Origin of the sequence: Rahnella bruchi, assembly GCF_003614975.1 — a bacterium.
GTDB classification, from domain to species: Bacteria; Pseudomonadota; Gammaproteobacteria; order Enterobacterales; family Enterobacteriaceae; genus Rahnella; species Rahnella bruchi.
The window spans coordinates 16965-43788 of the sequence record NZ_QZWI01000013.1 but is presented as its reverse complement, the minus strand read 5'-3'; the positions used below and the strand labels follow the sequence as shown (position 1 = coordinate 43788).

Sequence of the window (26824 nt, the reverse complement as noted above, 5' to 3'; positions counted from 1 at the left end):
GATATCCGATGCGCCACCTGGCAGTCATTCTTCCCCTGGTTCTTACACTTTCTGCATGTAGCAGTAACAAACCCGCGCCTCAGCCTGAAGGGCCGCGTAATCCTTTCTCCGATGGAAGAAATGCCAGCGCCAATACGGTGCCCGGCGGCGGTTTTCTGCTTCAGCCTGAGCATACCGGTGCGGTTCAGACCGGTGATTTTGCCTATGATCCGGCCATGAATCAGTTTGTCGATAAAATGGTGCGCGAGCACGGCTTTGACCGTCAGCAGCTGCATGACGTTTTGTCGCAAACCAAACGTCTGGGATTTGTATTGCGGCTGATGGACCAACAGGCGCCGTCTGGCCCGCCATCGACGGTACCGAATGGCGCATGGAACCGTTATCGCAGTAAATTCATTACACCGGATAACGTGCAGAATGGCGTGGTGTTCTGGAATCAGTATCAGGATGCGTTACAGCGTGCGGAGCAGGTGTACGGCGTGCCGTCGGAAATCATCGTCGGTATTATTGGCGTGGAAACCCGCTGGGGACGCGTGATGGGCAAAACCCGCATTATCGATGCGCTGGCGACCTTGTCCTTTGCCTATCCGCGTCGCGCAGAGTATTTCTCCGGGGAACTTGAAACGTTCCTGCTGATGTCCCGTCGTGAAGGGGATGACCCGCTGAGTCTGCGTGGTTCCTTCGCGGGCGCAATGGGCTATGGCCAGTTTATGCCGTCCTCTTATAAAGACTACGCCGTGGACTTTAACGGCGACGGTCACGCCAATCTGTGGGATCCGATTGATGCTATCGGCAGCGTTGCCAACTATTTTAAAGCTCATGGCTGGACCAAAGGCGCGCCGATTGCGGTACCGGCAGCCGGGCAGGCCCCATTGCTTGAGAACGGCTTCAAAACCAAATATCCGTTGTATACCCTGAAAGCAGCAGGGCTGAGCCCGTTAGGATCGCTGGGCAACTATCAGGAAGCGAGTCTGCTGCGCCTCGATATGGGCACCAATTATCAGTACTGGTACGGGCTGCCTAACTTCTACACCATCACCCGATACAACCACAGCGTGCATTACGCGATGGCGGTATGGCAGTTGGGTGAGGCGGTGAAAGCCGCTCGCTGACGCCGGTTCATTCCACTTTAACGAGGGTCGCAGATTGCGGCCCTTCTTTTTATTTCGTCCCAATTCTGAATACATCGCGCAAAACGCTTCGACGGGACTCACAGACCGGAAGAGAAATGCTAACATCGGGTCAGTTTCAGATGACCCGCCGGGAGGGAATATGGACGAAAAACGTTTGCATGAACTGAGTGTGGAAATCGGAGCAGCGCTGAAAGCGCAGGGGTTGTGGATCACTTGTGCAGAGTCCTGCACCGGGGGCCTGATTGCCAAAGCGATTACGGACATTGCCGGAAGCTCCGCCTGGTTTGATCGCGGATTTGTCACTTACAGCAATGCATCTAAGCATGAATTGCTGGGCGTATCCGAAAGCACGCTTGAGGAATATGGCGCGGTGAGCGAGCAGGTGGTGCATGAAATGGCGCAGGGCGTGTTGCACGCTGCGGGCGCTGATGTGGCCGTTTCGGTGAGCGGCATTGCCGGACCTGACGGCGGTTCTGCGGAAAAACCTGTCGGCACGGTCTGGTTTGGGTTTGCCGGAAAAGACGGGCGCGTTCTGACTGCTAAACAGCAGTTTTCCGGCGATCGTGAAGCAGTTCGTTTGCAAGCTGCTGTTTTTTCGCTACAAACTGCACTACGTGAGTTTATTAAAAATTAGGCTTGATACTGTATGAGCATACAGTATAATTACTGCCAATTACCTGTACATAAATTATATTCAGTGATGCGGGCGGGATGTTCCCCTGTATCAGACGAGGAGTAAAAATGGCTATTGATGAGAACAAGCAAAAAGCGTTAGCTGCAGCACTGGGCCAGATTGAAAAGCAATTCGGTAAAGGCTCCATCATGCGTCTGGGTGAAGATCGCTCCATGGACGTAGAAACGATCTCTACCGGCTCTTTGTCTCTGGATATCGCGTTAGGTGCCGGCGGTTTGCCAATGGGTCGTATTGTTGAAATCTACGGGCCAGAATCTTCCGGTAAAACCACACTGACCCTTCAGGTTATTGCTGCTGCACAGCGCGAAGGCAAAACCTGTGCGTTCATCGATGCAGAACACGCACTGGACCCGATCTACGCTAAAAAACTGGGCGTGGATATCGACAACCTGCTGTGTTCTCAGCCAGATACCGGCGAACAGGCTCTGGAAATCTGTGATGCACTGACCCGTTCAGGCGCGGTTGACGTAATTATCGTTGACTCCGTAGCTGCACTGACGCCGAAAGCTGAAATCGAAGGCGAAATTGGTGACTCTCACATGGGCCTCGCGGCACGTATGATGAGCCAGGCGATGCGTAAGCTGGCCGGTAACCTGAAAAACGCCAACACTCTGCTCATCTTCATCAACCAGATCCGTATGAAAATCGGTGTGATGTTCGGTAACCCGGAAACCACCACCGGTGGTAACGCACTGAAATTCTACGCTTCTGTGCGTCTGGATATCCGTCGTATTGGCGCTATCAAAGAAGGTGATGTGGTTGTCGGTAGCGAAACGCGTGTGAAAGTGGTGAAGAACAAAATCGCTGCACCATTTAAACAAGCTGAATTCCAGATCATGTATGGCGAAGGCATCAACATCAACGGTGAACTGATCGACCTGGGCGTTAAGCACAAACTGGTCGAGAAAGCCGGCGCATGGTACAGCTACAACGGTGAGAAAATTGGTCAGGGTAAAGCGAACTCTTGCAACTTCCTGAAAGAAAACCCGAAAGTTGCTGCTGAACTGGACAAAAAACTGCGTGACATGCTGCTGAGCGGCACCGGTGAACTGAGTGTTGCGACCACAGCGGAAGACGCTGACGACAACATGGAAACCAGCGAAGAGTTTTAATTTCGCGGTTGTCTGACAAAGACATTTGAAAGTCAGGGAACTTTGTCCGTTACTTTCAAAAGTCGCTAAAATGCCAGTCTGGTTTCCAGACTGGCATTTTGCATATAAGGGGAAACGTTATGCCCGATGAAAAAGCGCCGAACGAAAAAGTCATCGATCTGAAAAAGCTGCTGGAAGAGGTAGCACAGAATAGTGAATCCACGCTGTTTGAACCCCAGAAAAAAGACGGCGACGCAGCAAAAATCAATACGCTGATAAACCGCGCAATGCGTCTGCTTGCTCAGCGCGACCATGGCGAAACAGAACTGCGCCGCAAGTTGCTCATTCCTCCGATGCCTTTTGTTAAACCTCAGAATAAAAAAAGTAGCTGGTCTTCGCGAAAAAAACCGGCGCAAAATGACTTCTCCGAAGAAGAGATCGTAAGAGCCAAACCAGAGCCGCGACCGGTGCCGGAGGAAATTCCTGAGGAGCATGTGCAGGCAGTCATCGACTACTGTTATCAGCATCAGTGGCTCGATGATGTCAAATTTGCCAGCCGCTATATTTCCGGCCGCAGTAATAAAGGTTACGGCGCGCAGCGCATACGTTCGGAATTACTGCAAAAAGGTGTCGATAAAGAAATCATCACTGTTGCACTGGAAAACACAGATGTGGACTGGTGTGCTCTGGCACGAGATCTGGCGGTCAGAAAATTTGGAGAAAATTTACCGACTGACTGGAAAGAAAAATCAAAAGTTCTGCGTTATTTGCTCTATCGGGGCTTCTTTCAGGAAGAAATACAGTCTATTTATCGCGATTTTGACGATTGACCGCATACGGTATTTTACTTCCCCGCGCAGAAATTTTATCTTATCCGCACTTTTTCGTTCGTGAGCTGTACAGATTGCTGCCATATGCAGCGTTATCCGGCTCAAGAGCCGTTCTTCCAGCATGATTCCGGGATATTTATGAGCAAGAGCACCGCTGAGATCCGTCAAGCGTTTCTCGATTTCTTCCATAGTAAGGGACACAACATTGTTTCAAGCAGTTCGCTTGTCCCGACAAACGATCCGACACTGTTGTTTACCAATGCCGGGATGAACCAATTTAAAGACGTTTTCCTCGGTCTGGATAAGCGCGATTACAACCGCGCAACCACGTCCCAGCGCTGTGTCCGTGCAGGCGGTAAACACAATGACCTCGAAAACGTCGGTTATACCGCACGTCACCACACCTTCTTCGAAATGCTGGGCAACTTCAGCTTCGGCGATTACTTCAAGCACGATGCCATCAACTACGCCTGGGAATTACTGACCGGCGAAAACTGGTTCAATCTGCCGAAAGAAAAGCTGTGGGTCACCGTCTATGAGACTGATGACGAAGCGTTTGAGATTTGGGAAAAAGAAGTCGGCGTTCCAAAAGAACGCATTATCCGCATTGGCGATAACAAAGGCGGCGCATTCGCTTCTGACAACTTCTGGCAGATGGGCGATACCGGTCCTTGCGGTCCTTGTACCGAGATTTTCTACGATCATGGCGATCACATCTGGGGCGGTCCTCCGGGTTCTGCTGAGGAAGATGGCGACCGTTACATCGAAATCTGGAACCTGGTGTTCATGCAGTTCAATCGTCAGGCTGACGGCACCATGCTGCCGTTGCCAAAACCATCCGTAGATACCGGGATGGGGCTTGAGCGTATCACTGCGGTTATGCAGCATGTGAACTCAAACTACGACATCGATTTGTTCCAGAAACTGATCGCTGCGGTGGCGGAAGTCACCGGCGCGACCGACCTGACCAACAAGTCACTGCGTGTTATTGCCGACCATATCCGTTCCTGCGCATTCCTGATTGCAGACGGCGTGATCCCATCGAATGAAAACCGTGGCTATGTGCTGCGCCGTATCATTCGTCGTGCGATCCGCCACGGCAACATGCTGGGCGCGAAAGACACGTTCTTCTACAAACTGGTTGCTCCACTGATTGAAGTGATGGGGCCGGCGGCGGCAGAACTGAAAGAACAGCAGGCAATGGTTGAGCAACTGCTGAAAACCGAAGAAGAGCAGTTTGCCCGTACTCTGGAGCGCGGTCTGGCGTTGCTGGATGAAGAGTTGTCTGCTCTGAAAGGCGACACTCTGGACGGCGAAATTGCTTTCCGTCTCTATGACACCTTTGGTTTCCCGCTGGATCTGACGGCTGATGTTTGCCGTGAGCGAAATCTGAAAGTTGACGAAGCCGGTTTTGAGAAAGCGATGGAAGTTCAGCGTCGTCGCGCGCGTGAGTCCAGCGGTTTCAGCGCAGACTACAACAGCATGGTTCGTGTTGACGGTGTGACTCAGTTCTCCGGTTACGAACATCTGCAACGCCAGTCCAAAGTGGTGGCGCTGTTTGTTGACGGTCAGCCAGTGAATGATATCAAGCCGGGCGTTAACGCTATCGTGGTGCTGGATGACACGCCATTTTATGGCGAATCCGGTGGTCAGGTTGGAGATAAAGGCATCCTGAAAACGGCATCAGGCGTCTTCTCAGTGTCTGATACCCAGAAATACGGTAAAGCGATTGGCCATCAGGGTTCCCTGAATGCTGGTGAGCTGAGCATCGGCGACAGCGTTGAAGCTGAAGTGGATGTGGCGCGCCGTGATCGTATCCGTCTGAATCACTCCGCCACTCACTTGCTGCATGCAGCGCTGCGTCAGGTGCTGGGTAAACATGTGGCTCAGAAAGGTTCTCTGGTTAATGACAACTATCTGCGTTTCGACTTCTCTCATTTTGAAGCGATGAAACCAGAAGAGATCCGTCAGGTCGAAGACCTGGTGAATGCACAGATCCGTCGTAATCTGCCAATCCAGACCACCATCATGGATCTGGAAGAGGCTAAAGAAAAAGGCGCGATGGCGCTGTTTGGTGAGAAATACGAAGACAGCGTTCGTGTTCTGACCATGGGTGATTTCTCCACCGAACTGTGTGGTGGTACTCACGCCAGCCGTACCGGCGATATCGGCCTGTTCCGTATTCAGAGTGAATCCGGTACCGCAGCAGGTGTCCGTCGTATTGAAGGGATCACCGGTGAGAACGCGATTCATGCCCTGCATCAACAAAGTGATTTGCTGCAGGATGTTGCGCATCTGGTGAAAGGCGATGTGAACAGCATCACCGATAAAATCCGTTCACTGATTGAGCGTTCACGTGTGCTGGAAAAAGAGCTTCAGCAAGTGAAAGGTCAGCAAGCTGCGCAGGAAAGTGCTTCACTGTCCAGCCAGACGAAAGAAGTGAAAGGCGTTAAGCTGTTGGTTCGTCAGCTGGATAACGTAGAGCCTAAAATTCTGCGTACGATGGTTGACGATCTGAAAAACCAGCTGGGTTCTGTAATTATTGTTCTGGCAACCATCGCTGATGACAAAGTCAGCCTGATTGCAGGTGTCACGAAAGATCTGACCGATCGCGTTAAAGCCGGTGAGCTGATTGCTTCTGTAGCACAGCAGGTCGGTGGCAAGGGCGGTGGTCGTCCTGATATGGCACAGGCAGGTGGCAGCGACGTGCAGGCATTGCCTGCTGCTCTGGCGACGGTTGAAGCCTGGGTTGAAGCTAAGCTGTAATAAGAAATAAATAGCTAACCCTGAAAACGCCATAATCTATTGTGCTGTATGGCGTTTTCAGTCTTAATGGCGGTGTGAGCTTCGCGATTAAAGTCGCGACAATGACGATATCGGCTAAACTTAAAGTACTCATGGCTGAAGTTGCAGGCTGCTTACATTTTATGTAGGGGTCATGGCTTACGTTTTACCCGCTTATGATCGATAATGGCCGGGAAACTGAGAGACCCGACTCTTTTAATTATTCAAGGAGCAAAGAATGCTTATTCTAACTCGCCGAGTTGGTGAAACCCTCATGATTGGCGATGAGGTTACTGTTACCGTTTTAGGTGTTAAAGGTAATCAGGTGCGCATTGGTGTGAATGCGCCGAAAGAGGTCTCTGTTCACCGTGAAGAGATTTATCAGCGTATTCAGGCTGAGAAGTCTCAACAGACGAGTTACTGATTTACGAAGCGTCTCGCTAATGGCGAGGCGCTGATCCTCTTTTCTGCGCGTTATCGATTTTTCCTCCCTTATTTTCCTGTGTTTTTCGTTTTTGATTTCCTCCTGCTTAACGCATCCGATTTGTCATTTACTAAAAATGAAGACGTTTTTTGTGCATCTGGCCTCTGTTTTTGTGTTCAAACTGCTCAGGTTGCGCGTGAAATGTCCAAACGGGTGATTGTTAGGAAAAAAGGGTTTGACTTATAAGGGCCAGAAAGTAATATGTGCGCCACGCAGTGCCGATGAGCTTAAACAAAGTTAGTCAGCACACTCGCAAGAGGCGTATGGTGAGGTGGCCGAGAGGCTGAAGGCGCTCCCCTGCTAAGGGAGTATGCGGTCAAAAGCTGCATCCGGGGTTCGAATCCCCGCCTCACCGCCATTTAAAATGCACCCATAGCTCAGCTGGATAGAGTACTCGGCTACGAACCGAGCGGTCGGAAGTTCGAATCTTCCTGGGTGCACCATATTTTGTGTATGTTGAAGCAATGATAGGACTCTATATTGCATTCAGCATGCAGATAGCACGAAGGAAGATAACGTTGCCTTAGCAACGGCCCGCAGAGCGAGGCGTTAGCCGAGTAATCTTCCTGGATGCACCATTCTTTCTCTTAGTATTTTCCGAAAAAAACTCAGCACGACCCCAATGCACCCATAGCTCAGCTGGATAGAGTACTCGGCTACGAACCGAGCGGTCGGAAGTTCGAATCTTCCTGGGTGCACCATATTTTGTGTATGTTGAAGCAATGATAGGACTCTATATTGCATTCAGCATGCAGATAGCACGAAGGAAGATAACGTTGCCTTAGCAACGGCCCGCAGAGCGAGGCGTTAGCCGAGTAATCTTCCTGGATGCACCATTCTTTCTCTTAGTATTTTCCGAAAAAAACTCAGCACGACCCCAATGCACCCATAGCTCAGCTGGATAGAGTACTCGGCTACGAACCGAGCGGTCGGAAGTTCGAATCTTCCTGGGTGCACCATATTCCAAACATGTTGCAGCGACGACTTTCATATAGAGTCCTCCGGCATGCAGGTAGCACGAAGGAAGATAACGTTGCTTTAGCAACGGCCCGCAGGGCGAGGCCCGCTGAGTAATCTTGCTGGGTGCACCCTATTAGAAAAACCCGCTTCGGCGGGTTTTTTGCTTTCTGCATTTTACCTCCTGATTTTACCTCTTCCTTTTCATTTCCCTGATTTTTCCTACGTGTTCGGATGTGCTGTAGGTGTGGACAAAATGCGACTTTCGAAAGACTTTGCGATAAAGTAGTTTTCCTGTTTTTTCGTGATCATGGAGCTTTCGATGTACGATCGATACGAAGGACTAATATTTGATATGGATGGCACCATATTAGATACCGAACCGACGCACCGTAAGGCCTGGCATCAGGTATTGACCAAATACAGTATGCAGTTTGATGTCGAATCCATGGTTGCTCTGAACGGTTCTCCGACCTGGCACATCGCCAAGTTTGTGATCGACAGTAATAATGTCGAGATGGATCCCCATCTTCTGGCGGCTGAGAAGACGGCAGCGGTGCAGGAAATGTTGCTTGATACCGTCCGTCCGTTGCCGCTGATTGATGTCGTGAAGGCCTATCATGGCCGCCGGCCAATGGCAGTGGGTACGGGCAGTGAGCACTGGATGGCGGATGCCCTGTTGCGGCATTTAGGCTTGCGTGATTGCTTCGATGCGATTGTGGGCGCCAATGACGTTCAGAACCACAAGCCTGCGCCTGACACATTTTTGCGTTGCGCTGAGTTAATCGGCGTACCTCCCGAAAAATGCGTTGTCTTTGAAGATGCAGATTTCGGTATTGAGGCGGCGAAACGCGCCAATATGGCATTTGTGGACGTGCGTACGCTGTGAGCAGCGCCGTGGCGCTGGCTTCCTTATTCGGCAGCAGCTTTTTAAGTGCCACACTTTTGCCTGGAAATTCAGAAGTTTTATTAGTGGCTTTATTGTCAGCTGGCAGTGCAATGCCAGCGGCACTGGTTTTGTCTGCAACTGTTGGCAATACCTTAGGTGGCATAACCAACGTCATCATCGGACGCTTTCTGCCGCAGCTTAAACCTCAGCGTGGACTCCACGTTGCACAGGGTTGGTTGAAGCGCTTTGGGCCGGCCGCTTTATTGCTGAGCTGGTTACCGGTGATAGGTGATGTGTTGTGCGTGTTAGCAGGTTGGCTGCGAATGCCGTGGGGGCCTGTAGTCTTTTTCATGTGTATTGGAAAAGCAGTGCGTTACATCCTTTTGACTTTTGTAACGCTGGAGGGGCTCTCATGGTTCAGTTAGATTGGTATCAGCTATCAATTATGGTCACATCTATGCAGACTCAGTATGCTTGCAAATTAATGGTTTCACCGAACGGGAGGTCAATTTGATCCCGGATGTATCTCAGGCGCTTTCCTGGCTGGAAGCCCACCCTCAGGCATTAAAAGGTATTCGTCGCGGTATTGAGCGTGAAACGCTGCGGGTTAATCCCGATGGCTCATTAGCGACAACCGGTCATCCGGAAGCTTTAGGTGCGGCACTGACGCATCGCTGGATAACCACCGATTTTGCTGAAGCCTTATTAGAATTTATTACGCCCGTCGATGACAATATCGAGCATCTGATGGCGTTCCTGCGTGACATCCATCGTCACGTGGCCCGTGAGCTCGGTGACGAGCGTATGTGGCCATTCAGCATGCCGTGCTTTATCGAATCCGGACAGGATATCGAGCTGGCACAATACGGTTCCTCTAACGCCGGGCGCTTTAAAACGCTTTATCGTGAGGGTCTTAAAAACCGTTATGGCGCGTTGATGCAGGTTATTTCCGGCATCCATTACAACTTCTCGTTGCCGCTGACGTTCTGGCAGGAAAAGCTGGGTGTGACCGATGTTGAAAGCGGCAAAGAGGCGATTTCTGCGGGTTATTTCAAACTCATCCGCAACTATTACCGTTTTGGCTGGGTGATCCCTTATCTGTTCGGGGCCTCGCCTGCCATCTGTTCTTCATTCCTGAAAGGGCGTGAAACAGATTTGCCGTTTGAATATACCGAAGCGGGATTGTGCTATCTGCCGTATGCAACATCGCTGCGTCTGAGTGATTTGGGTTACACCAATAAGTCACAAAGCAATCTGGGCATTACCTTTAACGACCTGAGTACATACGTTCAGGGCGTTAAAAAGGCCATTCGCACACCCTCTGCTGAATATGCAGAAATGGGGCTGCAAAAGGACGGTAAATATCTGCAACTGAACACCAATGTGTTACAGATTGAGAACGAACTTTATGCGCCAATCCGTCCTAAGCGCGTCACCAAATCCGGTGAAACACCTTCTGATGCGCTGATGCGCAGCGGGATTGAATACATTGAGGTCCGTTCTCTGGACGTCAATCCGTTCTCGCCGGTGGGTATTGATGCCACTCAGGCGCGTTTCCTGGATCTGTTTTTGGTATGGTGTGCTTTAGCCGATGCGCCGGAAATGAACAGTGATGAGCTGCTCTGCACGCGTAAAAACTGGAACCGGGTGATCCTTGAAGGGCGCAAACCGGGCCAGACCATTGGTATCGGGTGTAACGATGAACGTCAGCCGTTAGCCAAAGTGGGCAATGGGTTGTTTGCTGATTTGAACCGTGTGGCTCAGGTCATGGATAACCAAAACGGCGATACCCTTTATCAGGATGTCTGCAAGGAACTGGTTGCGGCGTTTGATGACCCTGAACTAACGTACTCGGCGCGTATCCTGAAAGATCTGAAACAGCAGGGCGTCGGTAATCTCGGGCTGGAACTGGCGGAGAAGTATCGTCAGATGTTGGTCAGTGAGCCACTGGAAGTTCTGGATGCCAGCGCATTAATGGCTGAGCAGGACGGCTCGTGGCAGCGTCAGCGCGCACTGGAAGCGGCGGATAAGCTAAGCTTTGAAGAATACCTGGCTGCGAATGCAGGCAGTAGCGTTGAATAGAAAGTAGCGTTGGGTAGAAAAGAAAAAGGCCACAATCAATGTGGCCAAATAAACATCTCTGTTTACAGGGATGATGATAACAAATGCGCGTCTTTCACTAATTAAGACCCGCATGCTGGGAAAAGGTTTCCTGAGTTCGTAAAAAAAATTAAATTTATTTAGGAGAGGTGACGATATGCCACTGTTGGATAGCTTTACCGTAGACCATACCCGTATGGCAGCACCTGCTGTTCGCGTCGCAAAAACCATGCATACCCCACACGGGGACACTATTACTGTGTTCGATCTGCGCTTCTGCCGCCCGAACATTGAAGTGATGCCTGAGCGTGGTATCCATACTCTTGAGCACCTGTTTGCAGGGTTCATGCGTAATCACCTGAACGGGAGCGGTGTTGAGATTATCGATATTTCTCCGATGGGTTGCCGCACAGGTTTCTATATGAGCCTGATCGGTGTGCCGGAAGAGCAACGCGTGGCGGATGCCTGGAAAGCGGCGATGGCGGATGTTCTGAAGGTAAAAGAACAGCGTCAGATCCCTGAGCTGAATGAATATCAGTGTGGTACTTTCGAGATGCATTCCCTGAAAGAAGCGCAGGAAATCGCGCAGCACATCATCGATCACGACGTTGTGGTAAACCATAACGATGAACTGGCTCTGCCAAAAGAAAAATTGTCCGAGTTGCACATCTAGTTTTAAGTGTGCAGATGAAAAAAAAGACGCGATATTCGCGTCTTTTTTTATGAATGAAATTCAGGGTGTTAGTGCTGATTGACGGTATTTTTTAGAGGCTGTAACGGACGCACCTGAACCTGTTTGATCATATTGTCCTGTACGTCCAGCACCTCAACTTCGTAGTCTTCAATGCGCAAACTGATCCCGATATTGGGGATTTCTTCCAGCACTTCCAGCAGCATACCGTTAATGGTGCGCGCGCCGTCTTCCGGCAGATGCCAGTTAAACGCTTTGTTCAGCTCGCGCACGTTGGCGCTGCCTTCAATCAGCACGGAACCGTCGCTTTGCGGGGTAACTTCTTCGGCAAGCGTCGGTGACATCGACGTGGTGAAATCGCCGACGATCTCTTCGAGGATATCTTCGACTGTCACCAGCCCCTGAATATCACCGTATTCATCCACCACGATGCCCACTTTCTTTTTATTCCGCTGGAATTTCACCAGCTGAATGTTCAGCGGCGTACCTTCCGGGATGTAATAAATCTCATCGGCGGCACGCAGCAAATTTTCTTTAGTGAACTCTTTCTTCTCCGTCATCAGGCGGTAGGCTTCGCGCAGGCGCAGCATACCAATCGCATCGTCGAGTGAATCACGATAAAGCACGATGCGGCCATGAGGTGAGTGCGTCAGCTGGCGGATGATGGATTTCCAGTCGTCGTTGATATCAATTCCGACGATTTCATTGCGCGGCACCATGATGTCATCCACGGACACTTTTTCCAGGTCCAGCACCGAAAGCAGCATGTCCTGATTACGACGGGAGATATTCGAACGTGACTCGTTAACGATGGTACGCAGCTCTTCTTTACTTACCGCGTCGCTGAGGCCGGTTGTGGTTTGGATGCCAAACATCCTCATCAGCAAACGCGAGAGACTGTTCAGGATCCACACCAGTGGCATCATGATTTTTTGCAGCGGACGTAGCAAAATACTGCTCGGGAACGCGATGCGTTCAGGATTCAGTGCGGCAAATGTTTTTGGCAGTACTTCTGCGAACAGCAGTACGACAAACGTCAGCACACCGGTAGCAATCGCCACACCGGCATCACCGTACAGACGGATGCCCACAATTGTTGCCAGAGCGGAAGCAAGGATGTTGACCAGGTTGTTGCCGATGAGCACAAGGCTAATCAGTTGGTCCGGGCGTTTTAACAGCTTTTCGACGCGGCGTGCCCCGCGGTTACCCTGTTTGGCCAGGTGACGTAACCGGTAACGGTTGAGTGTCATCATACCGGTTTCGGAGGCTGAAAAATAAGCCGAAACCACCACCATGATGATCAATGTGATGATCAGGGTTGTTGTCGAGACGTGCTCCAACGGGTATTCCTTTTAATTAATGAACCATGATTTGCTGGATCAGGCGGCTGCCGAAATAGGCAAGAGTAAGCAGGATGGCGCCCGCCATGCTGAACCATACCACGCGACGGCCACGCCAGCCTTCGTGATAGTGGCCCCACAACAGGACGATATAAACGAACCATGCCAGTATCGATAAGACGGCTTTGTCGATATTCTCCGGGCTGAACAAGTTGTTCAGATACAGTAGTCCGGTGCACAGCGTTAGCGTCAGTAAGATGACGCCAATCTGGGTGATGTGAAACAGCTTACGCTCAATGCTCATCAGCGGCGGCATGTCGGCTGTAAACGTCAGGCGCTTATTCTTCAGCTGATAATCAAGCCACGCCAGTTGCAGGGCGTAAAGCGCAGCTATCATCAGCGTAGCATAAGAGAATAAAGCCAGACCAATGTGTACCAGCAGGCCTTTGCTTTCTTCCAGATGCGTGATGAATTCGCCCGGAAGGAAAGTGACGAACGCCAAATTGATCAGCGAGAAGCTGTAAACAATCGGCAACACAAACCAGCCTCGGTTACGTGATGCCACGATGGTCATCACCGTACCGATGATTAAACTGACCACTGAGCCGATGTTGACCAGGCTGAGATTCTGACCGGTGCTGACATCGAAAATGCGTTGTTGTAATGCCACAGCGTGGCAGACAAGCGCCACCACAACAGAAATCAGTGCTAAACGCCGGTATGCGCTGTTCTTCCGGATAATGCTCGGAATGATCAGTGCAAGGCTGAGCAGATAGGCCAACATGGCGACGAGAGCAAAAACTGACATAGCGTTTCAGTAGCATCGAAAAGTGAATGAGAACCGCAGTATAACGTTACCCGCGTCACGCTCCAACCTATCTGAGATGCCAAAGCAGAGATCGTCCGCGCTTCGTGTTATAATCCCGCAATTACGTCGCAAAAGCGGCCTGTCATAACGTTGAGCATGAGACGATGTTTGAGAATTTAAGCGATCGATTGTCGCGCACACTGCGCAATATCAGCGGCCGCGGGCGGCTGACCGAAGAAAATATTAAAGAAACATTACGTGAAGTGCGTATGGCGTTACTGGAAGCGGACGTAGCGCTTCCTGTCGTTCGTGATTTCATTAACCGGGTGAAAGAGAGCGCTGTTGGCGTTGAGGTCAATAAGAGCCTTACACCAGGTCAGGAATTCGTCAAAATTGTCCAGAAGGAACTGGAAACTGCGATGGGCGAGGCTAACACCGAGCTTAATTTAGCGGCGCAGCCTCCGGCTGTGGTTCTGATGGCGGGTTTACAAGGTGCCGGTAAAACGACCAGCGTCGGTAAACTGGCGAAATTCCTGAAAGAGAAGAAAAAGAAAAAAGTGCTGGTGGTGTCTGCCGACGTTTATCGCCCTGCGGCGATCAAACAGCTGGAAACCCTGGCGCAGCAAGTAGAAGTGGATTTCTTCGCGTCTGACGCGCAGGAAAAGCCGGTTGATATCGTTACCCGCGCCCTGCAACAGGCCAAACTGAAATTCTACGACGTTCTGATTGTCGATACCGCTGGCCGTTTACACGTCGACGAAGCGATGATGGACGAAATCAAACAGGTTCATGCCGCGATTAATCCGGTTGAAACCCTGTTTGTGGTCGATGCCATGACCGGTCAGGATGCTGCGAATACCGCCAAAGCGTTTAACGAAGCGCTGCCGCTGACCGGTGTTATCCTGACCAAAGTCGACGGTGACGCCCGTGGCGGTGCTGCACTGTCGATTCGCCACATCACCGGCAAACCGATTAAATTCCTGGGTATGGGTGAAAAAACCGATGCTCTGGAGCCGTTCCATCCGGATCGTATCGCTTCGCGTATTCTGGGTATGGGCGACGTTCTCTCTCTTATCGAAGACATTGAGAGCAAAGTTGACCGTGCACAGGCCGAGAAGTTGGCCAGCAAACTCAAGAAAGGCGACGGCTTCGACCTGACCGATTTCCTCGAGCAGCTCAAGCAAATGCGTAATATGGGCGGTATGGCGAGTATGATGAGTAAACTGCCGGGTGTCGGTCAGTTGCCGGATAACGTCAAATCCCAGATGGATGACAAAGTGCTGGTGCGGATGGAAGCGATCATCAACTCGATGACGCATAAAGAACGCGCCAAGCCAGAAATTATTAAAGGTTCCCGTAAACGCCGCATCGCGGTGGGTTCCGGCATGCAGGTGCAGGACGTCAACCGCTTACTTAAGCAGTTCGACGATATGCAGCGCATGATGAAGAAAATGAAGAATGGCGGCATGGCGAAAATGATGCGTGGCATGAAAGGTATGATGCCACCAGGTTTTCCGGGCCGTTAATCGACATCACTGTCTATATATCAGCCACATAGGCGGCTCATGCAAATTGCGGGCTAAGCTATCTACGCTTTAGATTGCTTTTTGCGCCAAAATGAGTAAAATTTTCGGGCTTTTTATATTGCAACCAGACCCCGTTCCCCGATGGGGTCTGGTTGTTTTATTAACTAAAGAGGATGTTATGGTAACAATTCGTTTAGCACGTGGCGGCGCAAAAAAGCGTCCGTTTTATCAAGTAGTAGTGACCGACAGCCGCAACGCTCGTGACGGTCGTTTCATCGAACGCGTAGGTTTCTTCAACCCATTGGCTTCTGGCCAGGCTGAAGGTCTGCGTCTGGACCTGGATCGTGTTGCCCATTGGGTAGATCTGGGTGCAACCGTTTCTGATCGCGTTTCTGCGCTGATCAAAGACGCTAAGAAAGCAGCTTAATCTGTCGCGGTGGTGGCAATGAGCAAGCAATCCAATCCAGTGGTACCCGCTGAGCCGTTAGTACTCGGCAAAATGGGTTCAACATACGGCATTCGTGGTTGGCTCAGAGTGTTTTCATCCACCGAAGACGCTGAAAGCATCTTCGACTACCAGCCCTGGTTTATCCAGCGTGCAGGTAAGTGGCAAGTTGTCGAGCTGGAAGGCTGGAAACGCCACACTCAGGACCTGATCATCAAAGTCAAAGGCGTTGATGACCGGGATGCTGCGAATCTTCTGACTAATTGCGAAATTGTCGTCGATTCAAAGCAACTGCCTCCACTGGAAGACGGTGACTACTACTGGAAAGACCTTTTTGGTTGCCAGGTAGTGACAACTTCCGGTTACGAACTGGGCAAAATCATCGATATGATGGAAACCGGTTCTAACGATGTGATGGTAGTTAAAGCCAACCTGAAAGATGCCTTCGGACTCAAGGAGCGGTTGATTCCGTTCCTCGATGGGCAGGTTATCAAGAAAGTCGATCTCGCTACTCGCACTGTTGAAGTAGATTGGGATCCTGGTTTTTGACCTCCGTAGTGTTTATTCACGTAAACAAGGTCTGGTTGAGCGGTCAAACATTTGGAAGGGGTAGGCTATGTGGATTGGTATAATTAGCCTGTTTCCTGAAATGTTCCGCGCAATTACGGATTACGGGGTAACTGGCCGGGCAGTTAAGAATGGCCTGTTGAGCGTAAATTGCTGGAGTCCTCGTGACTTCGCATACGATCGACATCGTACCGTGGATGAGCGCCCTTATGGCGGTGGTCCCGGAATGCTGATGATGGTGCAACCCTTGCGGGAAGCGATTCATGCAGCAAAAGCAGCGGCAGGCGAAGGTGTGAAAGTGATTTATCTTTCACCTCAGGGTCGCAAACTGGATCAAACCGGTGTTTGCGAACTGGCGGCTCATCAGAAGATCATTCTGGTTTGTGGCCGTTATGAAGGGATTGATGAGCGCATAATCAAAACCGAAATTGATGAAGAATGGTCAATTGGCGATTATGTTCTCAGCGGTGGAGAGTTGCCCGCAATGACTCTGATTGATTCAGTATCCCGCTTTATACCGGGTGTTCTGGGTCGTCAGGCTTCAGCAGAAGAAGATTCTTTCGCTGACGGATTGTTGGATTGCCCCCACTATACCCGCCCTGAAGTGTTGGAAGGCATGGAGGTACCGCCGGTTTTACTGTCGGGAAACCACGCTGATATACGTCGCTGGCGCCTGAAACAGTCGCTGGGTCGAACCTGGCTTAGAAGACCTGAACTTCTGGAAAACCTAGCTCTGACTGACGAGCAAGAGGTGTTGCTGAGAGAGTTCCAAAAGGAACATCGGCTCAGTCAACAAAACTATGAAGGGAACGCCAAAGCGTAACGCGAGGCCGTCCCGATATATCAGTTTACCTAGGGTAAGAGACATATTATGAGCAATATCATTAAACAAATCGAACAAGAGCAGATGAAGCAAGACGTACCTGCATTCCGTCCAGGTGATTCCCTGGAAATTAAGGTATGGGTCGTTGAAGGTTCTAAAAAGCGTCTGCAGGCATTCGAGGGCGTGGTTATCGCTATTCGTAACCGCGGTCTGCACTCTGCATTCACTGTTCGCAAAATTTCTAACGGCGAAGGTGTTGAGCGTGTATTCCAGACTCACTCCCCAGTAATCGACAGCATTACTGTTAAACGTCGTGGTGCCGTTCGTAAAGCTAAACTGTACTACCTGCGTGAGCGTACTGGTAAGTCTGCACGTATCAAAGAACGTCTGGGCTAAGGTATCGCTAACGCGACATCTACTAGTTAATATAGAACAAGGGGTTAGCCATCGGCTAACCCCTTTTTTTGTCTCAGTGGCGATAAAATGATTACGCCGCGGCAGGCTGCGACCCCGGTTTTGAGATAACCCGGGCGACAGACTCGTGCGTGGCAAACGTGCAGCTGCACTCAATATTCTGACACTGATGATAGCGTTCTTTCGTTGATTCACTCAGATAACGGCTTGAACGTGTATGGGCGACCTTTCCACAAAGCGGGCAATGCATCATAAAAACCTCCGGCATGACAGGTAAGCGATGAGGTTATTATGAAACTCATAACTTGCAAAAGCAAGTTATGATTGTGATATTGAAGACAGGTAAGTGATATCTGCGATGTAGGGCTTCAGGTTCAATGTGGTAATAAAACCTTTCTGATTAATTTCATGCAGCAAAGAATCAATCACCCAGCGCTGACTGTCGATCACGTCTTTGAAGCCTTGCACATTCACCGGTGCCTGTGCGCTGAGATCTGCGCGCCCCAGTGCCAGGCGGATACTGAAAGAGGCAGCATCTTTCTGAATCTGAGTAAAAACGGAATCCGCCGCACGCCGTGCAGTCTCTTCATCAGGAAATATTTTGCTCAGCTCAAAGGGATTGGTCCCGGCTCCCGCTATATAGCTGGGAGGCTGAGCTTGTTTGCCTTCTGCGGGCGAGCGTTTAAGCGCAACATTGCTGGTGGTCGCGGTTTTAAGGTCATGCCATTGCGCTTTCACGCCGTCATAGGCCTTTTTGTCTATCATCTGATAGTTGTGATTATCGCCATCACTGCGCACGAGTGTTTTCCATGGGATAGCCTGCCCGGATGCGGTGCGGCCGGTGCCCGCTTTAAAAAACAAGATTGAACCGTTTTTGACAGTCACCTGGGCGCCATAGCTTTGCGCCAGTCGGGTGAGAAAGTAGCTGTCCGTTTCGCTGGTCTGGTCGATATGCGGGATAACAATACTATCCAGCTCCTGGGGGATAACCGGCAAATCTAATTTATTGCGGCTGGAAATGATTCTGACAATTGCACCAAGCGTGTAATCGTCATAAGACTGGCTGAGTTTCGTCGTAAACGAACTGCGAAAATCTGCGCTGCGAGCAGTGACCGCGATAGTGTCCGGCGAACCTGCATAAACCACCGTATCTACAGTGAAATAGCCGCAGTCATAAAGCGCCTGTTGCGACCATCCCAAATGCAGATGCAAAATGGCGCCGCGAACCGGCATTTGCAGTTGCCCGTCGCTGTCGTCGAAAGTTAAATTTAATGTGTCTGCGGTAAAACCGCTGTTATCCGTGACGGATAAACTGATGATCCGATCCGAGATGTTTTCTTCCAGCACCTTATTTTTTATCGCCAGGGTGAATACGGGCGCGATGCGAGCGCCACCGGGTAACTGAAGGTCAGTAAGCATGATCAGACTCCGCTCGCGAAATTGCTGATGGTTGAACTTGCTTTGTTATACAAACCTTCAGCTTGCGTCAGCAGGTCGCCGAACATGGCAGCCTGCGACTCATCGACGCGAGTAAGATTGAGCGTAAAATTGATACTTCGCGCCTGACCGCTGGAATTAAACTCAGCATTGTCATTGGCAATATTTTTGATGATAAACATGCCATAAATCGTGCCGCTGCCTTCAATCAGCGGCCATGCACGCCCGGAATCGGCCATGCTTTGCAGCGCCTGCAGATAGCGAATTCCACCGGTAACTTCAGGCAACAGTTGCCCTTTAAGGGTCATGGTCTCTTCACCCAACCCGAGAAATTGCGAAACCGGGCGCTGTCCAAACCGGGTATTAGTGCCCCAGCCATAATTCACCTGACGGGACGTGCTCTGATAGGGCAGCGTGCTCAATTTGAACACGAATAAACCCAGCGACATCATCATGAGTAAATCCCTCCGTTGTCGTACTGGCTGAGAAGATTGTTGGTATTGTTCCATTTCTGCTGGTTTAACGAATCTTCAATCCAGGTTCTGATCTGGTTATGATCCGTTTCCGGCGTTGCGGTAAAGCTTAAGTTCACGGACGTTGCGCGGTTATCCGTAAGGTTGTTCGCTACAGAGGTTTTCGCAGGCTGATACAGGCTCAGCGTGCCGCCTGTAGGAGAAATACTCTCAACCGGTGGAACAGGAATATCCTGGCGTTCAGCTGAATCGTCGCCGCCAAAAAGTGAATCCCATCCTTTCTTAGCCCAGCTGAAGACTTCACCGATTTGAGAAACCGCTCTGTTCAGGGAGGCAAGAATCTCGCCGATTACTTCGCCGACTTGTTTGCCGATATCGGTGAAACCGCTCAGGGTACTTTGTGTGAATTGAATAGGTTCAAATAAATCCGTTATCCAGCCCAGTGCGGTTCTGAAAGGCGCGAAGGCGTCACCTACCGGCCCGACGACTGAGGAAAATCCTTCAATGACACCGCCGACAAAAGCGCTGATCGGCTCCCAAAGTTGCACAACAGCAATACCGATCCCGGCTAACAGTGCGATGACGGGCAGTAACGGAAGTCCGATGGCGGCAAAAGCGGTGGCGATAACGCCGCCGGTGCCGGTAAAAATCGTTCCCAGCAGACCTGCTCCCGCCATCAGCATATTGATGCCGCCCAGAACCGGCGCAATGGTCATGCCGAGCATGCCGATCCCACCGATAATTCCCGTGATACCTAATGCCAGACCGAGCAGGGAATTTACCAGCACCGGATTATCAGTGATCCAGGTGTTGATGGTGCCCAGCCAGCTGGTGGCTGTTTGCGTGAGCTCTCGCAGGGCGGCGCTTTGTCCGTCGAAAAGATTGATACGGATAGTGTTCCAGGTGGCAAAAAGTTTCGTGATATCGCCGTCAAGGTTGTCGCCTTTAACAGTCACCGCCATTTGGGCTGTGGGCGTGGCGCCATTCAGTGCCGCCGGTGTCTGCGCCAGAACCTGCTCGGCATTCATTCCGGTTTTCGCGAGTGCCTGCTGTTTGGCGACAACGTCCGCAGGTGAATGGCCGGAAGCGGCCATCGATAGACTTTGCTTACGTAAAGCCGCAACGTGCGGATCGTCATTTTTCAGTCCGAGAACCGACTGCACATCTGCCAGTCCGGCTTCCAGTTCGGCACCCGGTTTAAGAAAGTTTTGCGCCAGCGCCAGTTTCGGTTGTGCAAAGGACAGGGCAGACGAGCTGATATTTTTTAACTGACCGATTTTCAGTTCGCGATTTTTAACCTGTTGTCCGATCTCAAGCCCTCTTTGTTCCATTTGTTGCGGGCGTTGCTGACCCAGCTTTTCTGCCGACTGGCTCGACACCGCTTTTTTCAGGCCGGAAAATGCCTGTGTTTCAGTCTCGCTATCGGGAGCGAAAAGCGACGTTTCAAACTGATGGGAAACGTCAGTGATGTCTTCTGAAACGACGCTGAAGAAAGTCTTACCGGGCAGCTCCAGCAGGTTTTTCCTGACCCTGTCTGTTTCGGCTCTGAAGGCGGCCAGATCCTGATTAATTTTTTCGAGAGTATCGGGTAATTGTTCGAGATTACTCATCTGTTTTTACTCCGCTGCGTTGCAGTGCCTTATGTCGCCAGTTCAGCAGATCGGTGAGTGACATGCCGTCCATCTCGGACGGCGGCCAGTGAAATATCACCGCGATATCTGCCATCAGGTCATCCACGGTGAGGCGGGGTGCAATCCTTACACCACCGGTTTCGGCGATAAAAAACCAATCACCTTGCCTGCGAGCGCAATCAGATCCGGCAGCTCCAGGCGTGAGCACTCTTCTTTAGTCAGGTTCGGATAGGTGATGCGCGGCAAAATGGTGATCAGCGCGTCCACATCTGCGTTCGCGAGTGCCGCAAGACCAATACCGCGCAGGCTACCGGCGGTCGGTTTTGTCACCTGAATTTCTGTTATTTCCGTATCGCCGCGTTTGAGCGGAACGTCGAGAGACACGGTGTTATCGTTGATGTCAGTCGTATTCATGTGCTTTCCTGTTTAAGTCGGGAGTGAAGCCGGCAAGGGCTGCCGGCTTTGGGGGGAATTACAGACCTAGCGCGGTACGATGCTCTGCCAGACGATCAACACCGTTGACGACCTCGACCATGTTGACGGTGTCGATCTCAATCAGTTCTTTGCCATCAATAGTCAGTTTGAAGTACGTGCACTGGGTGGTGACTTTGGTTTCAGTGTCTTCACCCTGTTTGTATTCGCCGAAATCAAACTCTTTGTGACGGCCGCGCATCATCACTTCGACGGCAGAGACATCGCCCGTATCATCACGTTGAAGCGAACCGGCAAAACGTAGCGGGATATCCGACGTGCTGCCCCATTGCTGCAGAACCAACTCATCCAGACCGCCGATGGACCATTCCAGCGTCAGTGCATCGTCATCCAGACCGAAGTCCACCGCCACCGAACCGCTCATGCCGCCGCCACGGTAGTTTTGCAGTTTGCGGGTGAGTTTCGGCAGAGTCAGCGAAGAGACCAGTCCGAGGTAGCTGTTCCCGTCATTAAACAGGTTCAGGTATTTCAATTTCTTAGGAAGTGCCATGAGTCATTGTCTCCTTAGCTGTTAATGGACGCGGCAAAGTTCACCAGATAAGAGTCGGTGATACGCTGGCGCAGGGTCAGATCTTCCAGTGGAGGAACTGGCGTGTAGTCGTAATCGATATACAGTTTGCCGGCTTTCAGGGTTTCCGCCGTATTCGCGGTTTCGTCGTACCAGCAGTCGCCATCAATGATGTAACCCGCTGATTTCATTTCTCGCATTTTGGCTTTGATGCCATCGATCATGTCGCGAACCAGCGTCGGGGTCATCGGCTTATCGACCGCCCACATATGCGCTTCGGCCATGGTGTCTGCCAGAACCTGCGCGGTACGGGTGTAGTTCTCAAACAGGAACAGCGTGTCATCGCTGCAGGTGCGGTTACCCCAGAAACGGAATCCGTCTTTACGTACCAGGGTGGTGACACAGGCTTCGTTCAGCAGATCGGCGTCAGTGCCGGTCGCCTGCAAATCCCAGAAGACGCTGGCAGAAAGACCTGTCACACCGTTAACGCCGACGTTTGACAGCGTTTTATGCCAGCCGGTGTCCTGGTCGATTTTGGCGCGTAAGCCCAGAGCGCGGGCTGTCGCGTAAGCGATATCAGACTGGCTGGTGGTGGTATTCCAGTTTACAAAGTCCGGCCAGATCAGCATCAGTTCGCGCTGGCTGAAGTTGTCGCGATATTTAATCGCATCGGAAATGGTTTTGGCGCCATATACGCTGACATAACCAAAGGCACGCAGTTGCTGGCAAACGCCTGCCAGCGCGGTTGCGACCGCCTGATTATCCAGGCCAGGAACACCGAGAATGCGGGGTTTTACACCAAGCTCAGCCTGCGCAGAAAGCAGCGCTTTCATGCCGGTGTAACGGCCATTAGCATCAGAGCCACCAATGATATTGCTGGTGGTTTCGGCCTCATCTTCGCCGGTGGCAACGCGTACCACGACCGTGACCGGTTTACACTGGTCAGCAATCGCCAGGAGCGCAGCGCGCAACGTGCCGCTGGTGCCGGCTTTACCGCTGGCGGCCAGAACGTCGGTGACCAGAACCGGAGTATTCAAAGGGAAAACGGTCGCATCCGCATTTTCTGCGGTACAAACCATGCCGATAATTGCTGTGGAAACGGTAGAAATAACGCGGGTGCCGTCGTTGATTTCGACAACACGTACGCCGTGATGATAATCAGCCATCAGGTTGACTCTCTCTGTTGTGGGTGGTGAAGCAAGGATGCCGGTTCGCAACAGAAAGCGCATTTCATCAGGGGCGTGGGGGCGGTGGCACAACAGCGGGGGAAATCAGATAATAAAAAAGCCCCCGAAGGGGCTGAAATCAGGCCGGAATTTCGGGCCAGGGGATGTCTGGGGCTGTTGAAATATCCAACCGGTTCAGAGCGACACGGTAGGTTTTCCAGGCTTTGAGAAGCAGCCGCTCCGATTCTGATGCAATATTAAGATCGACGGAGTCTTGCATCGGAAAAATTGCATTTGCAGCAAATGCTAATTTAGTAGCAAGTATATCCTGCGCTATAAGAATAAATTGTTCCCGGGTTAAAGCTTGAGGTGCGGATAGCGACGGACGTCCTTCACTGTCCTTTGTTATTATTTGCCCTTTTTTTTGTCCGGCAAAAAGAGCGTAATAATCGTCATCACTTACAGGAATACCATCATCTGGCCAGCCTTCAGGGGATGCTTCATAGGCTGACTTTAAAGATGAGGGATAAAATCCGCAATTTTTAGAACTGAAATAATAATTGCTAATCATTAATACCCCGCCACTATGAATGCCCAAGTTCCACTGCAATTGGTTGTATGAAGCTTGATTTGATTATTCCCCACAGGTGTAGCTGTCCACCAACTGCTAGAGTCCTTGCCACCGGTACCAGTATAGGATCCACTGATTGCAATTATTCCCGTTGGGAAAGTCGCAGGCAGAGTAATAGTCACATCTGGATTAGTACTAGAATTAGAGTTAATGCCACCTATAGACTGCAAGAACACCTGACCGTTTGAATGCGAGTAATAAGCGGAATAATTTCCGGTTCGAGTAACACCTGATGGTGGTGGGTTGTTAGGGCTATAAACCCGTTGCCCTGCCTCACTCAGTGTTCCTGATGTGTTAAGATTACCGTTACCAGAGATGACAACTTGACCTGTTTGTACCGAGTTATTTGTATTTACTATGCGAAAGTTAAAACCTCCATAACCATCGCCCTTATTATTTACAAAATTTGATTCTCCCTGCCCGTTACTTTCATTCCAGCCAATATATGTGCCTTGCCTTAAACCTGGATTCGGTGCTCCATTTACACCTAAGAATTGTGCACTTACATAACCGGATACATTTCCTCCAGTAGACGGATAGGCACCAACTTCCTCTGAGGTCGGAGGGTTGCTCCCCGTATAAATAACACCTTGATTGACATTGTCCACGGTCGCATAAAGTTTATCGCCTTTACCCCAGTCAATATAAATCTTGTGGTTATTTATGTAATTTAATCCACCGCCAGCCTGGACTGACTGATAATTGCCTACATTTCCGAGTCCAATGTTAGATGCATTCAGCGAGATATCCGCCGTCCCATCAAACGCTACTCCCGCAATTTTCCTTGCTGTCGCCAGCTTAGTTGCTGCAACAGCAGTTCCGCCTGAGGCTAAGCGCCCGTTAGCATTATCATTCGCAGATTTTGCCAGGTCGTAAGACGTTTTTAGCGCTTTCGGAGTTGCCGCCAAAATTTCACTGTTGCTGTCCACCGCGCTGCTCAGCTGAACGAAACCTTTCGCGGTCAGCGTACCGTCGGGGTGACGTCGTGAGGCTTCGTGTTCTGCCAGCAGATTGTTAACGTATTCTTCGGTCGCAATAATCAGGGTGTCATCAATGGTCAGGCTGACCGCATCTGTATCTGTGACGGTTAATACCATGCGCAGTGTTTGTGTCCTGCCGGAACCTTCCTCAAGCGTGGGTTTGTAGCTGTCGGCCATGTTACTGACGGCAATCAGTTCGCCTTCTGCGGAAAATAGCCCCATTTCACGCATCCAGAAACCGCCGACTTCTGCCGGGATAATGGCTTCGGCAATGATCCAGTTGGCATTTTTGTTGTCGATTTTGAGAGAGTTTAGCTTCAGACGGTAGGTTTCATTGACCAGTGTCGTCTGACCCACAGCAGGTTCAGTTGCGCTGCCATTACCGTCTCCGACGGCAAGTTGGGTGATATTGACGTCTTTTCCGCTTTCGATGGCTGACGCAATACGCGCCTGCCCGAGAGTGGTGACGACGGATTTAAATTTGCTCATAAGATCCCTTATCAGTCCGGATAAACAGTGAGTATTTCTGCGTCATACATTGCCGCCGCCAGATAGACGGTGCCGGGAATATCCTGAGTAATCGTTAGTCCGATCAGATGACGGCTGGCGGGTTTCGCATCATCAATCAGGCGCTCCATTTCTTCGTACATGGCTTCATCAATTCCGGAATCGAGAACGCCGATATCGAGTTTGAATGTGCCTGGCGGGTCATTAGTTTCCCACCATTCGGTGACGTTAATGACATACCCGAGAGGCTCGACCACGCGTTTGATGGCGCTGATGGTTCCTTTATGCTGATGGATGAACCAGGCAGACTGAATCACGCTGCGTTTTGTTGCCGTTGGCCATTCGCTGTCCCAGCGATCAACAGAAAGTGCCCATGCCAGATAAGGCAAAAATTTGGCCGGGCAGGTTTGCGGATTCCATAACGTTTTCAGCGGAACATCCACACGCGCCAGTTCAGCGCAGGCTTCTGCGGCTGCCAGTTCCAGTGAGGATGAACCGCTGGGCAGCAACCTGTTACTCATCGGAGCCTCCGACGGTAATTACGTAATTAGTGCAGTAAGAGGCTTGCGTGCTGTCGAGCACAATATCGGCGGCCGGTTTAGCAAGTTCCACTCGCTGGACACCTTCAACGTGCAATGCGGCATAGATTGCGGAAAGCCGGATATCACGCCCGAGGCGGTGCTGATCGCTGATGTAAGATTTCAGCTTTTCTTCAGCAGCCAGGGTGATGGGTTCAGACTCTGGCCCCGGATACAGATATAGCGTGGCATCAATTTCATACGGCACCACACTGGCCGACTGAATCAGAACCCGGTCGGCAACGGGCCGGACATTTTCGTCGTTCAGCGCGATACGGACTTTGGTTAATAAATCTTCAGGAGCGATGCCATTAGCCTCACGTGACAGCACAGAAATGGTGACATTCGCGGGAGACGGGCTGATAACCGAAATATCTGCTACCCGTCCATCGGCGGAAAGGCCGTGGAATTCGTACGAACCGGAAGGGCCAGCGACGCTCATTCCTTCAAAGGCCTGCGGAATACGCGTGCGAAAGTCAGCGTCGCTTTCCATGACTGCTGGGACTGGCGGTACTTTGGTGTTATCCGCTGGCGTCAGCACCAGACGTTGTACGCCATTGTTCGCCGCCAGCTGATCCAAATCACTGCCCGTCGCATAGGCCACCATCACAGCGCGGGCAGATTCGTTAACGCGCTGGCGCAGGATCAGTTCGCGGTAAGCGTTCTCCTGCAACAGTTTGACCAGCGGTTCGGATTCCAGCGTCAGAGTCCTGCTGACCGCCTCTTGCTGGTCGGCAGGATAGAGCGAAATCAGCGTCGTTTTACGTTCTTGAAGCAGGGTTTCATAATCCAGTTGTTCGACCACATCGGGGGCCGGTAACTGGCTCAAGTCGATTGTTGCCATA

General features: G+C 51.0%; 29 protein-coding genes and 4 tRNA genes. 19 read left to right on the top strand and 14 right to left on the bottom strand.

Features of this window, described 5'->3' with window-relative positions:
• Positions 1-8 precede the first annotated feature (8 nt).
• From mltB to luxS, 14 genes are all read left to right on the top strand, one after another.
• Positions 9-1112, top strand: coding sequence for a lytic murein transglycosylase B (gene mltB / locus D5398_RS19060; RefSeq protein WP_120509026.1), 1104 nt, complete (start codon positions 9-11; stop codon positions 1110-1112).
• 160 nt (positions 1113-1272) lie between these two features.
• Complete coding sequence (gene pncC, locus D5398_RS19055; RefSeq protein ID WP_120509025.1) at positions 1273-1767, top strand: nicotinamide-nucleotide amidase; 495 nt, start codon at positions 1273-1275, stop codon at positions 1765-1767.
• Between the two features lie 107 nt (positions 1768-1874).
• Positions 1875-2939, top strand: a complete 1065-nt coding sequence (gene recA, locus D5398_RS19050) for a recombinase RecA (RefSeq protein WP_120509024.1) — start codon at positions 1875-1877, stop codon at positions 2937-2939.
• A gap of 242 nt (positions 2940-3181) precedes the next feature.
• Positions 3182-3748, top strand: coding sequence for a recombination regulator RecX (gene recX / locus D5398_RS19045; RefSeq protein ID WP_208646016.1), 567 nt, complete (start codon positions 3182-3184; stop codon positions 3746-3748).
• A gap of 138 nt (positions 3749-3886) precedes the next feature.
• On the top strand, positions 3887-6514 hold the full coding sequence (alaS, locus tag D5398_RS19040) for an alanine--tRNA ligase (RefSeq protein WP_120509108.1): 2628 nt from the start codon (positions 3887-3889) through the stop codon (positions 6512-6514).
• 256 nt (positions 6515-6770) lie between these two features.
• Positions 6771-6956 carry a carbon storage regulator CsrA gene (gene csrA / locus D5398_RS19035; protein ID WP_013574027.1) on the top strand — a complete coding sequence of 62 codons (186 nt, stop codon included), beginning with the start codon at positions 6771-6773 and terminating at the stop codon, positions 6954-6956.
• Positions 6957-7281: 325 nt separating this feature from the next.
• A tRNA-Ser gene (locus tag D5398_RS19030) sits at positions 7282-7374 on the top strand.
• A gap of 8 nt (positions 7375-7382) precedes the next feature.
• Positions 7383-7459: transfer RNA gene (locus D5398_RS19025), tRNA-Arg, on the top strand.
• 181 nt (positions 7460-7640) lie between these two features.
• A tRNA-Arg gene (locus D5398_RS19020) sits at positions 7641-7717 on the top strand.
• 181 nt (positions 7718-7898) lie between these two features.
• Positions 7899-7975 (top strand) — tRNA-Arg (locus tag D5398_RS19015).
• A 320-nt stretch (positions 7976-8295) separates the two neighbouring features.
• Positions 8296-8862 carry a fructose-1-phosphate/6-phosphogluconate phosphatase gene (gene yqaB / locus D5398_RS19010; RefSeq protein WP_120509022.1) on the top strand — a complete coding sequence of 189 codons (567 nt, stop codon included), beginning with the start codon at positions 8296-8298 and terminating at the stop codon, positions 8860-8862.
• Positions 8859-9287: a YqaA family protein gene (locus tag D5398_RS19005; RefSeq protein ID WP_120134260.1), complete on the top strand. Its 429-nt coding sequence runs from the start codon at positions 8859-8861 to the stop codon at positions 9285-9287. Before yqaB ends, D5398_RS19005 begins: the two co-directional genes overlap by 4 nt.
• Before the next feature lie 85 nt (positions 9288-9372).
• The gene (gene gshA, locus D5398_RS19000) at positions 9373-10944 is read left to right on the top strand and encodes a glutamate--cysteine ligase (RefSeq protein ID WP_120509107.1); all 1572 of its coding nucleotides are present in this window, start codon (positions 9373-9375) and stop codon (positions 10942-10944) included.
• A 175-nt stretch (positions 10945-11119) separates the two neighbouring features.
• Positions 11120-11635, top strand: a complete 516-nt coding sequence (gene luxS / locus D5398_RS18995) for an S-ribosylhomocysteine lyase (protein WP_120134262.1) — start codon at positions 11120-11122, stop codon at positions 11633-11635.
• A gap of 68 nt (positions 11636-11703) precedes the next feature.
• Here luxS and D5398_RS18990 read toward each other — a convergent pair whose 3' ends face one another.
• Positions 11704-12993 carry an HlyC/CorC family transporter gene (locus D5398_RS18990; protein ID WP_120509021.1) on the bottom strand — a complete coding sequence of 430 codons (1290 nt, stop codon included), beginning with the start codon at positions 12991-12993 and terminating at the stop codon, positions 11704-11706.
• Between the two features lie 16 nt (positions 12994-13009).
• Positions 13010-13801, bottom strand: coding sequence for a cytochrome C assembly family protein (locus D5398_RS18985; RefSeq protein WP_013574033.1), 792 nt, complete (start codon positions 13799-13801; stop codon positions 13010-13012).
• Between the two features lie 164 nt (positions 13802-13965).
• On the opposite strand from D5398_RS18985, the gene ffh reads away from it, so the two are divergent.
• The 5 genes from ffh (at position 13966) to rplS (ending at position 17558) form a co-directional block, all read left to right on the top strand.
• Positions 13966-15327 (top strand): signal recognition particle protein, encoded by a 1362-nt coding sequence (ffh, locus tag D5398_RS18980; protein WP_112286849.1) that lies wholly within the window; start codon positions 13966-13968, stop codon positions 15325-15327.
• Between the two features lie 178 nt (positions 15328-15505).
• Positions 15506-15754 carry a 30S ribosomal protein S16 gene (rpsP, locus tag D5398_RS18975; protein WP_120134264.1) on the top strand — a complete coding sequence of 83 codons (249 nt, stop codon included), beginning with the start codon at positions 15506-15508 and terminating at the stop codon, positions 15752-15754.
• A gap of 18 nt (positions 15755-15772) precedes the next feature.
• Positions 15773-16321, top strand: coding sequence for a ribosome maturation factor RimM (rimM, locus tag D5398_RS18970; RefSeq protein ID WP_013574036.1), 549 nt, complete (start codon positions 15773-15775; stop codon positions 16319-16321).
• 67 nt (positions 16322-16388) lie between these two features.
• On the top strand, positions 16389-17162 hold the full coding sequence (trmD, locus tag D5398_RS18965) for a tRNA (guanosine(37)-N1)-methyltransferase TrmD (protein ID WP_013574037.1): 774 nt from the start codon (positions 16389-16391) through the stop codon (positions 17160-17162).
• 48 nt (positions 17163-17210) lie between these two features.
• On the top strand, positions 17211-17558 hold the full coding sequence (gene rplS, locus D5398_RS18960) for a 50S ribosomal protein L19 (RefSeq protein ID WP_095923499.1): 348 nt from the start codon (positions 17211-17213) through the stop codon (positions 17556-17558).
• A gap of 91 nt (positions 17559-17649) precedes the next feature.
• Here the strand turns inward: rplS and D5398_RS18955 are convergent, their stop codons facing one another.
• The 12 genes from D5398_RS18955 to D5398_RS18900 all read right to left on the bottom strand — a co-directional run bounded on the left by D5398_RS18955 (position 17650) and on the right by D5398_RS18900 (position 26823).
• A complete protein-coding gene (locus D5398_RS18955) occupies positions 17650-17829 on the bottom strand; it encodes an ogr/Delta-like zinc finger family protein (protein WP_120509020.1) in 180 nt (59 codons plus the stop codon).
• 65 nt (positions 17830-17894) lie between these two features.
• A complete protein-coding gene (locus D5398_RS18950; protein ID WP_120509019.1) occupies positions 17895-18995 on the bottom strand; it encodes a contractile injection system protein, VgrG/Pvc8 family in 1101 nt (366 codons plus the stop codon).
• Between the two features lie 2 nt (positions 18996-18997).
• On the bottom strand, positions 18998-19468 hold the full coding sequence (locus tag D5398_RS18945) for a phage tail protein (RefSeq protein WP_120509018.1): 471 nt from the start codon (positions 19466-19468) through the stop codon (positions 18998-19000).
• Positions 19465-21096 (bottom strand): phage tail tape measure protein, encoded by a 1632-nt coding sequence (locus D5398_RS18940; RefSeq protein ID WP_120509017.1) that lies wholly within the window; start codon positions 21094-21096, stop codon positions 19465-19467. Before D5398_RS18940 ends, D5398_RS18945 begins: the two co-directional genes overlap by 4 nt.
• The gene (locus tag D5398_RS18935) at positions 21089-21223 is read right to left on the bottom strand and encodes a GpE family phage tail protein (RefSeq protein WP_013574043.1); all 135 of its coding nucleotides are present in this window, start codon (positions 21221-21223) and stop codon (positions 21089-21091) included. The genes D5398_RS18940 and D5398_RS18935 overlap by 8 nt, the downstream gene beginning before the upstream one ends.
• A 20-nt stretch (positions 21224-21243) precedes the next feature.
• The gene (locus D5398_RS18930) at positions 21244-21531 is read right to left on the bottom strand and encodes a phage tail assembly protein (protein WP_120509016.1); all 288 of its coding nucleotides are present in this window, start codon (positions 21529-21531) and stop codon (positions 21244-21246) included.
• 58 nt (positions 21532-21589) lie between these two features.
• Positions 21590-22099 (bottom strand): phage major tail tube protein, encoded by a 510-nt coding sequence (locus tag D5398_RS18925; protein ID WP_013574045.1) that lies wholly within the window; start codon positions 22097-22099, stop codon positions 21590-21592.
• Positions 22100-22113: 14 nt separating this feature from the next.
• Positions 22114-23283 (bottom strand): phage tail sheath protein, encoded by a 1170-nt coding sequence (locus D5398_RS18920; protein ID WP_120509015.1) that lies wholly within the window; start codon positions 23281-23283, stop codon positions 22114-22116.
• A 139-nt stretch (positions 23284-23422) separates the two neighbouring features.
• Positions 23423-23854, bottom strand: a complete 432-nt coding sequence (locus D5398_RS18915) for a tail fiber assembly protein (RefSeq protein WP_120509014.1) — start codon at positions 23852-23854, stop codon at positions 23423-23425.
• Positions 23854-25383, bottom strand: coding sequence for a phage tail-collar fiber domain-containing protein (locus tag D5398_RS18910; RefSeq protein WP_120509013.1), 1530 nt, complete (start codon positions 25381-25383; stop codon positions 23854-23856). Before D5398_RS18910 ends, D5398_RS18915 begins: the two co-directional genes overlap by 1 nt.
• A gap of 11 nt (positions 25384-25394) precedes the next feature.
• The gene (locus tag D5398_RS18905; protein WP_120509012.1) at positions 25395-25922 is read right to left on the bottom strand and encodes a phage tail protein I; all 528 of its coding nucleotides are present in this window, start codon (positions 25920-25922) and stop codon (positions 25395-25397) included.
• The gene (locus D5398_RS18900; RefSeq protein ID WP_120509011.1) at positions 25915-26823 is read right to left on the bottom strand and encodes a baseplate assembly protein; all 909 of its coding nucleotides are present in this window, start codon (positions 26821-26823) and stop codon (positions 25915-25917) included. The genes D5398_RS18905 and D5398_RS18900 overlap by 8 nt, the downstream gene beginning before the upstream one ends.
• Position 26824: the final 1 nt, after the last annotated feature.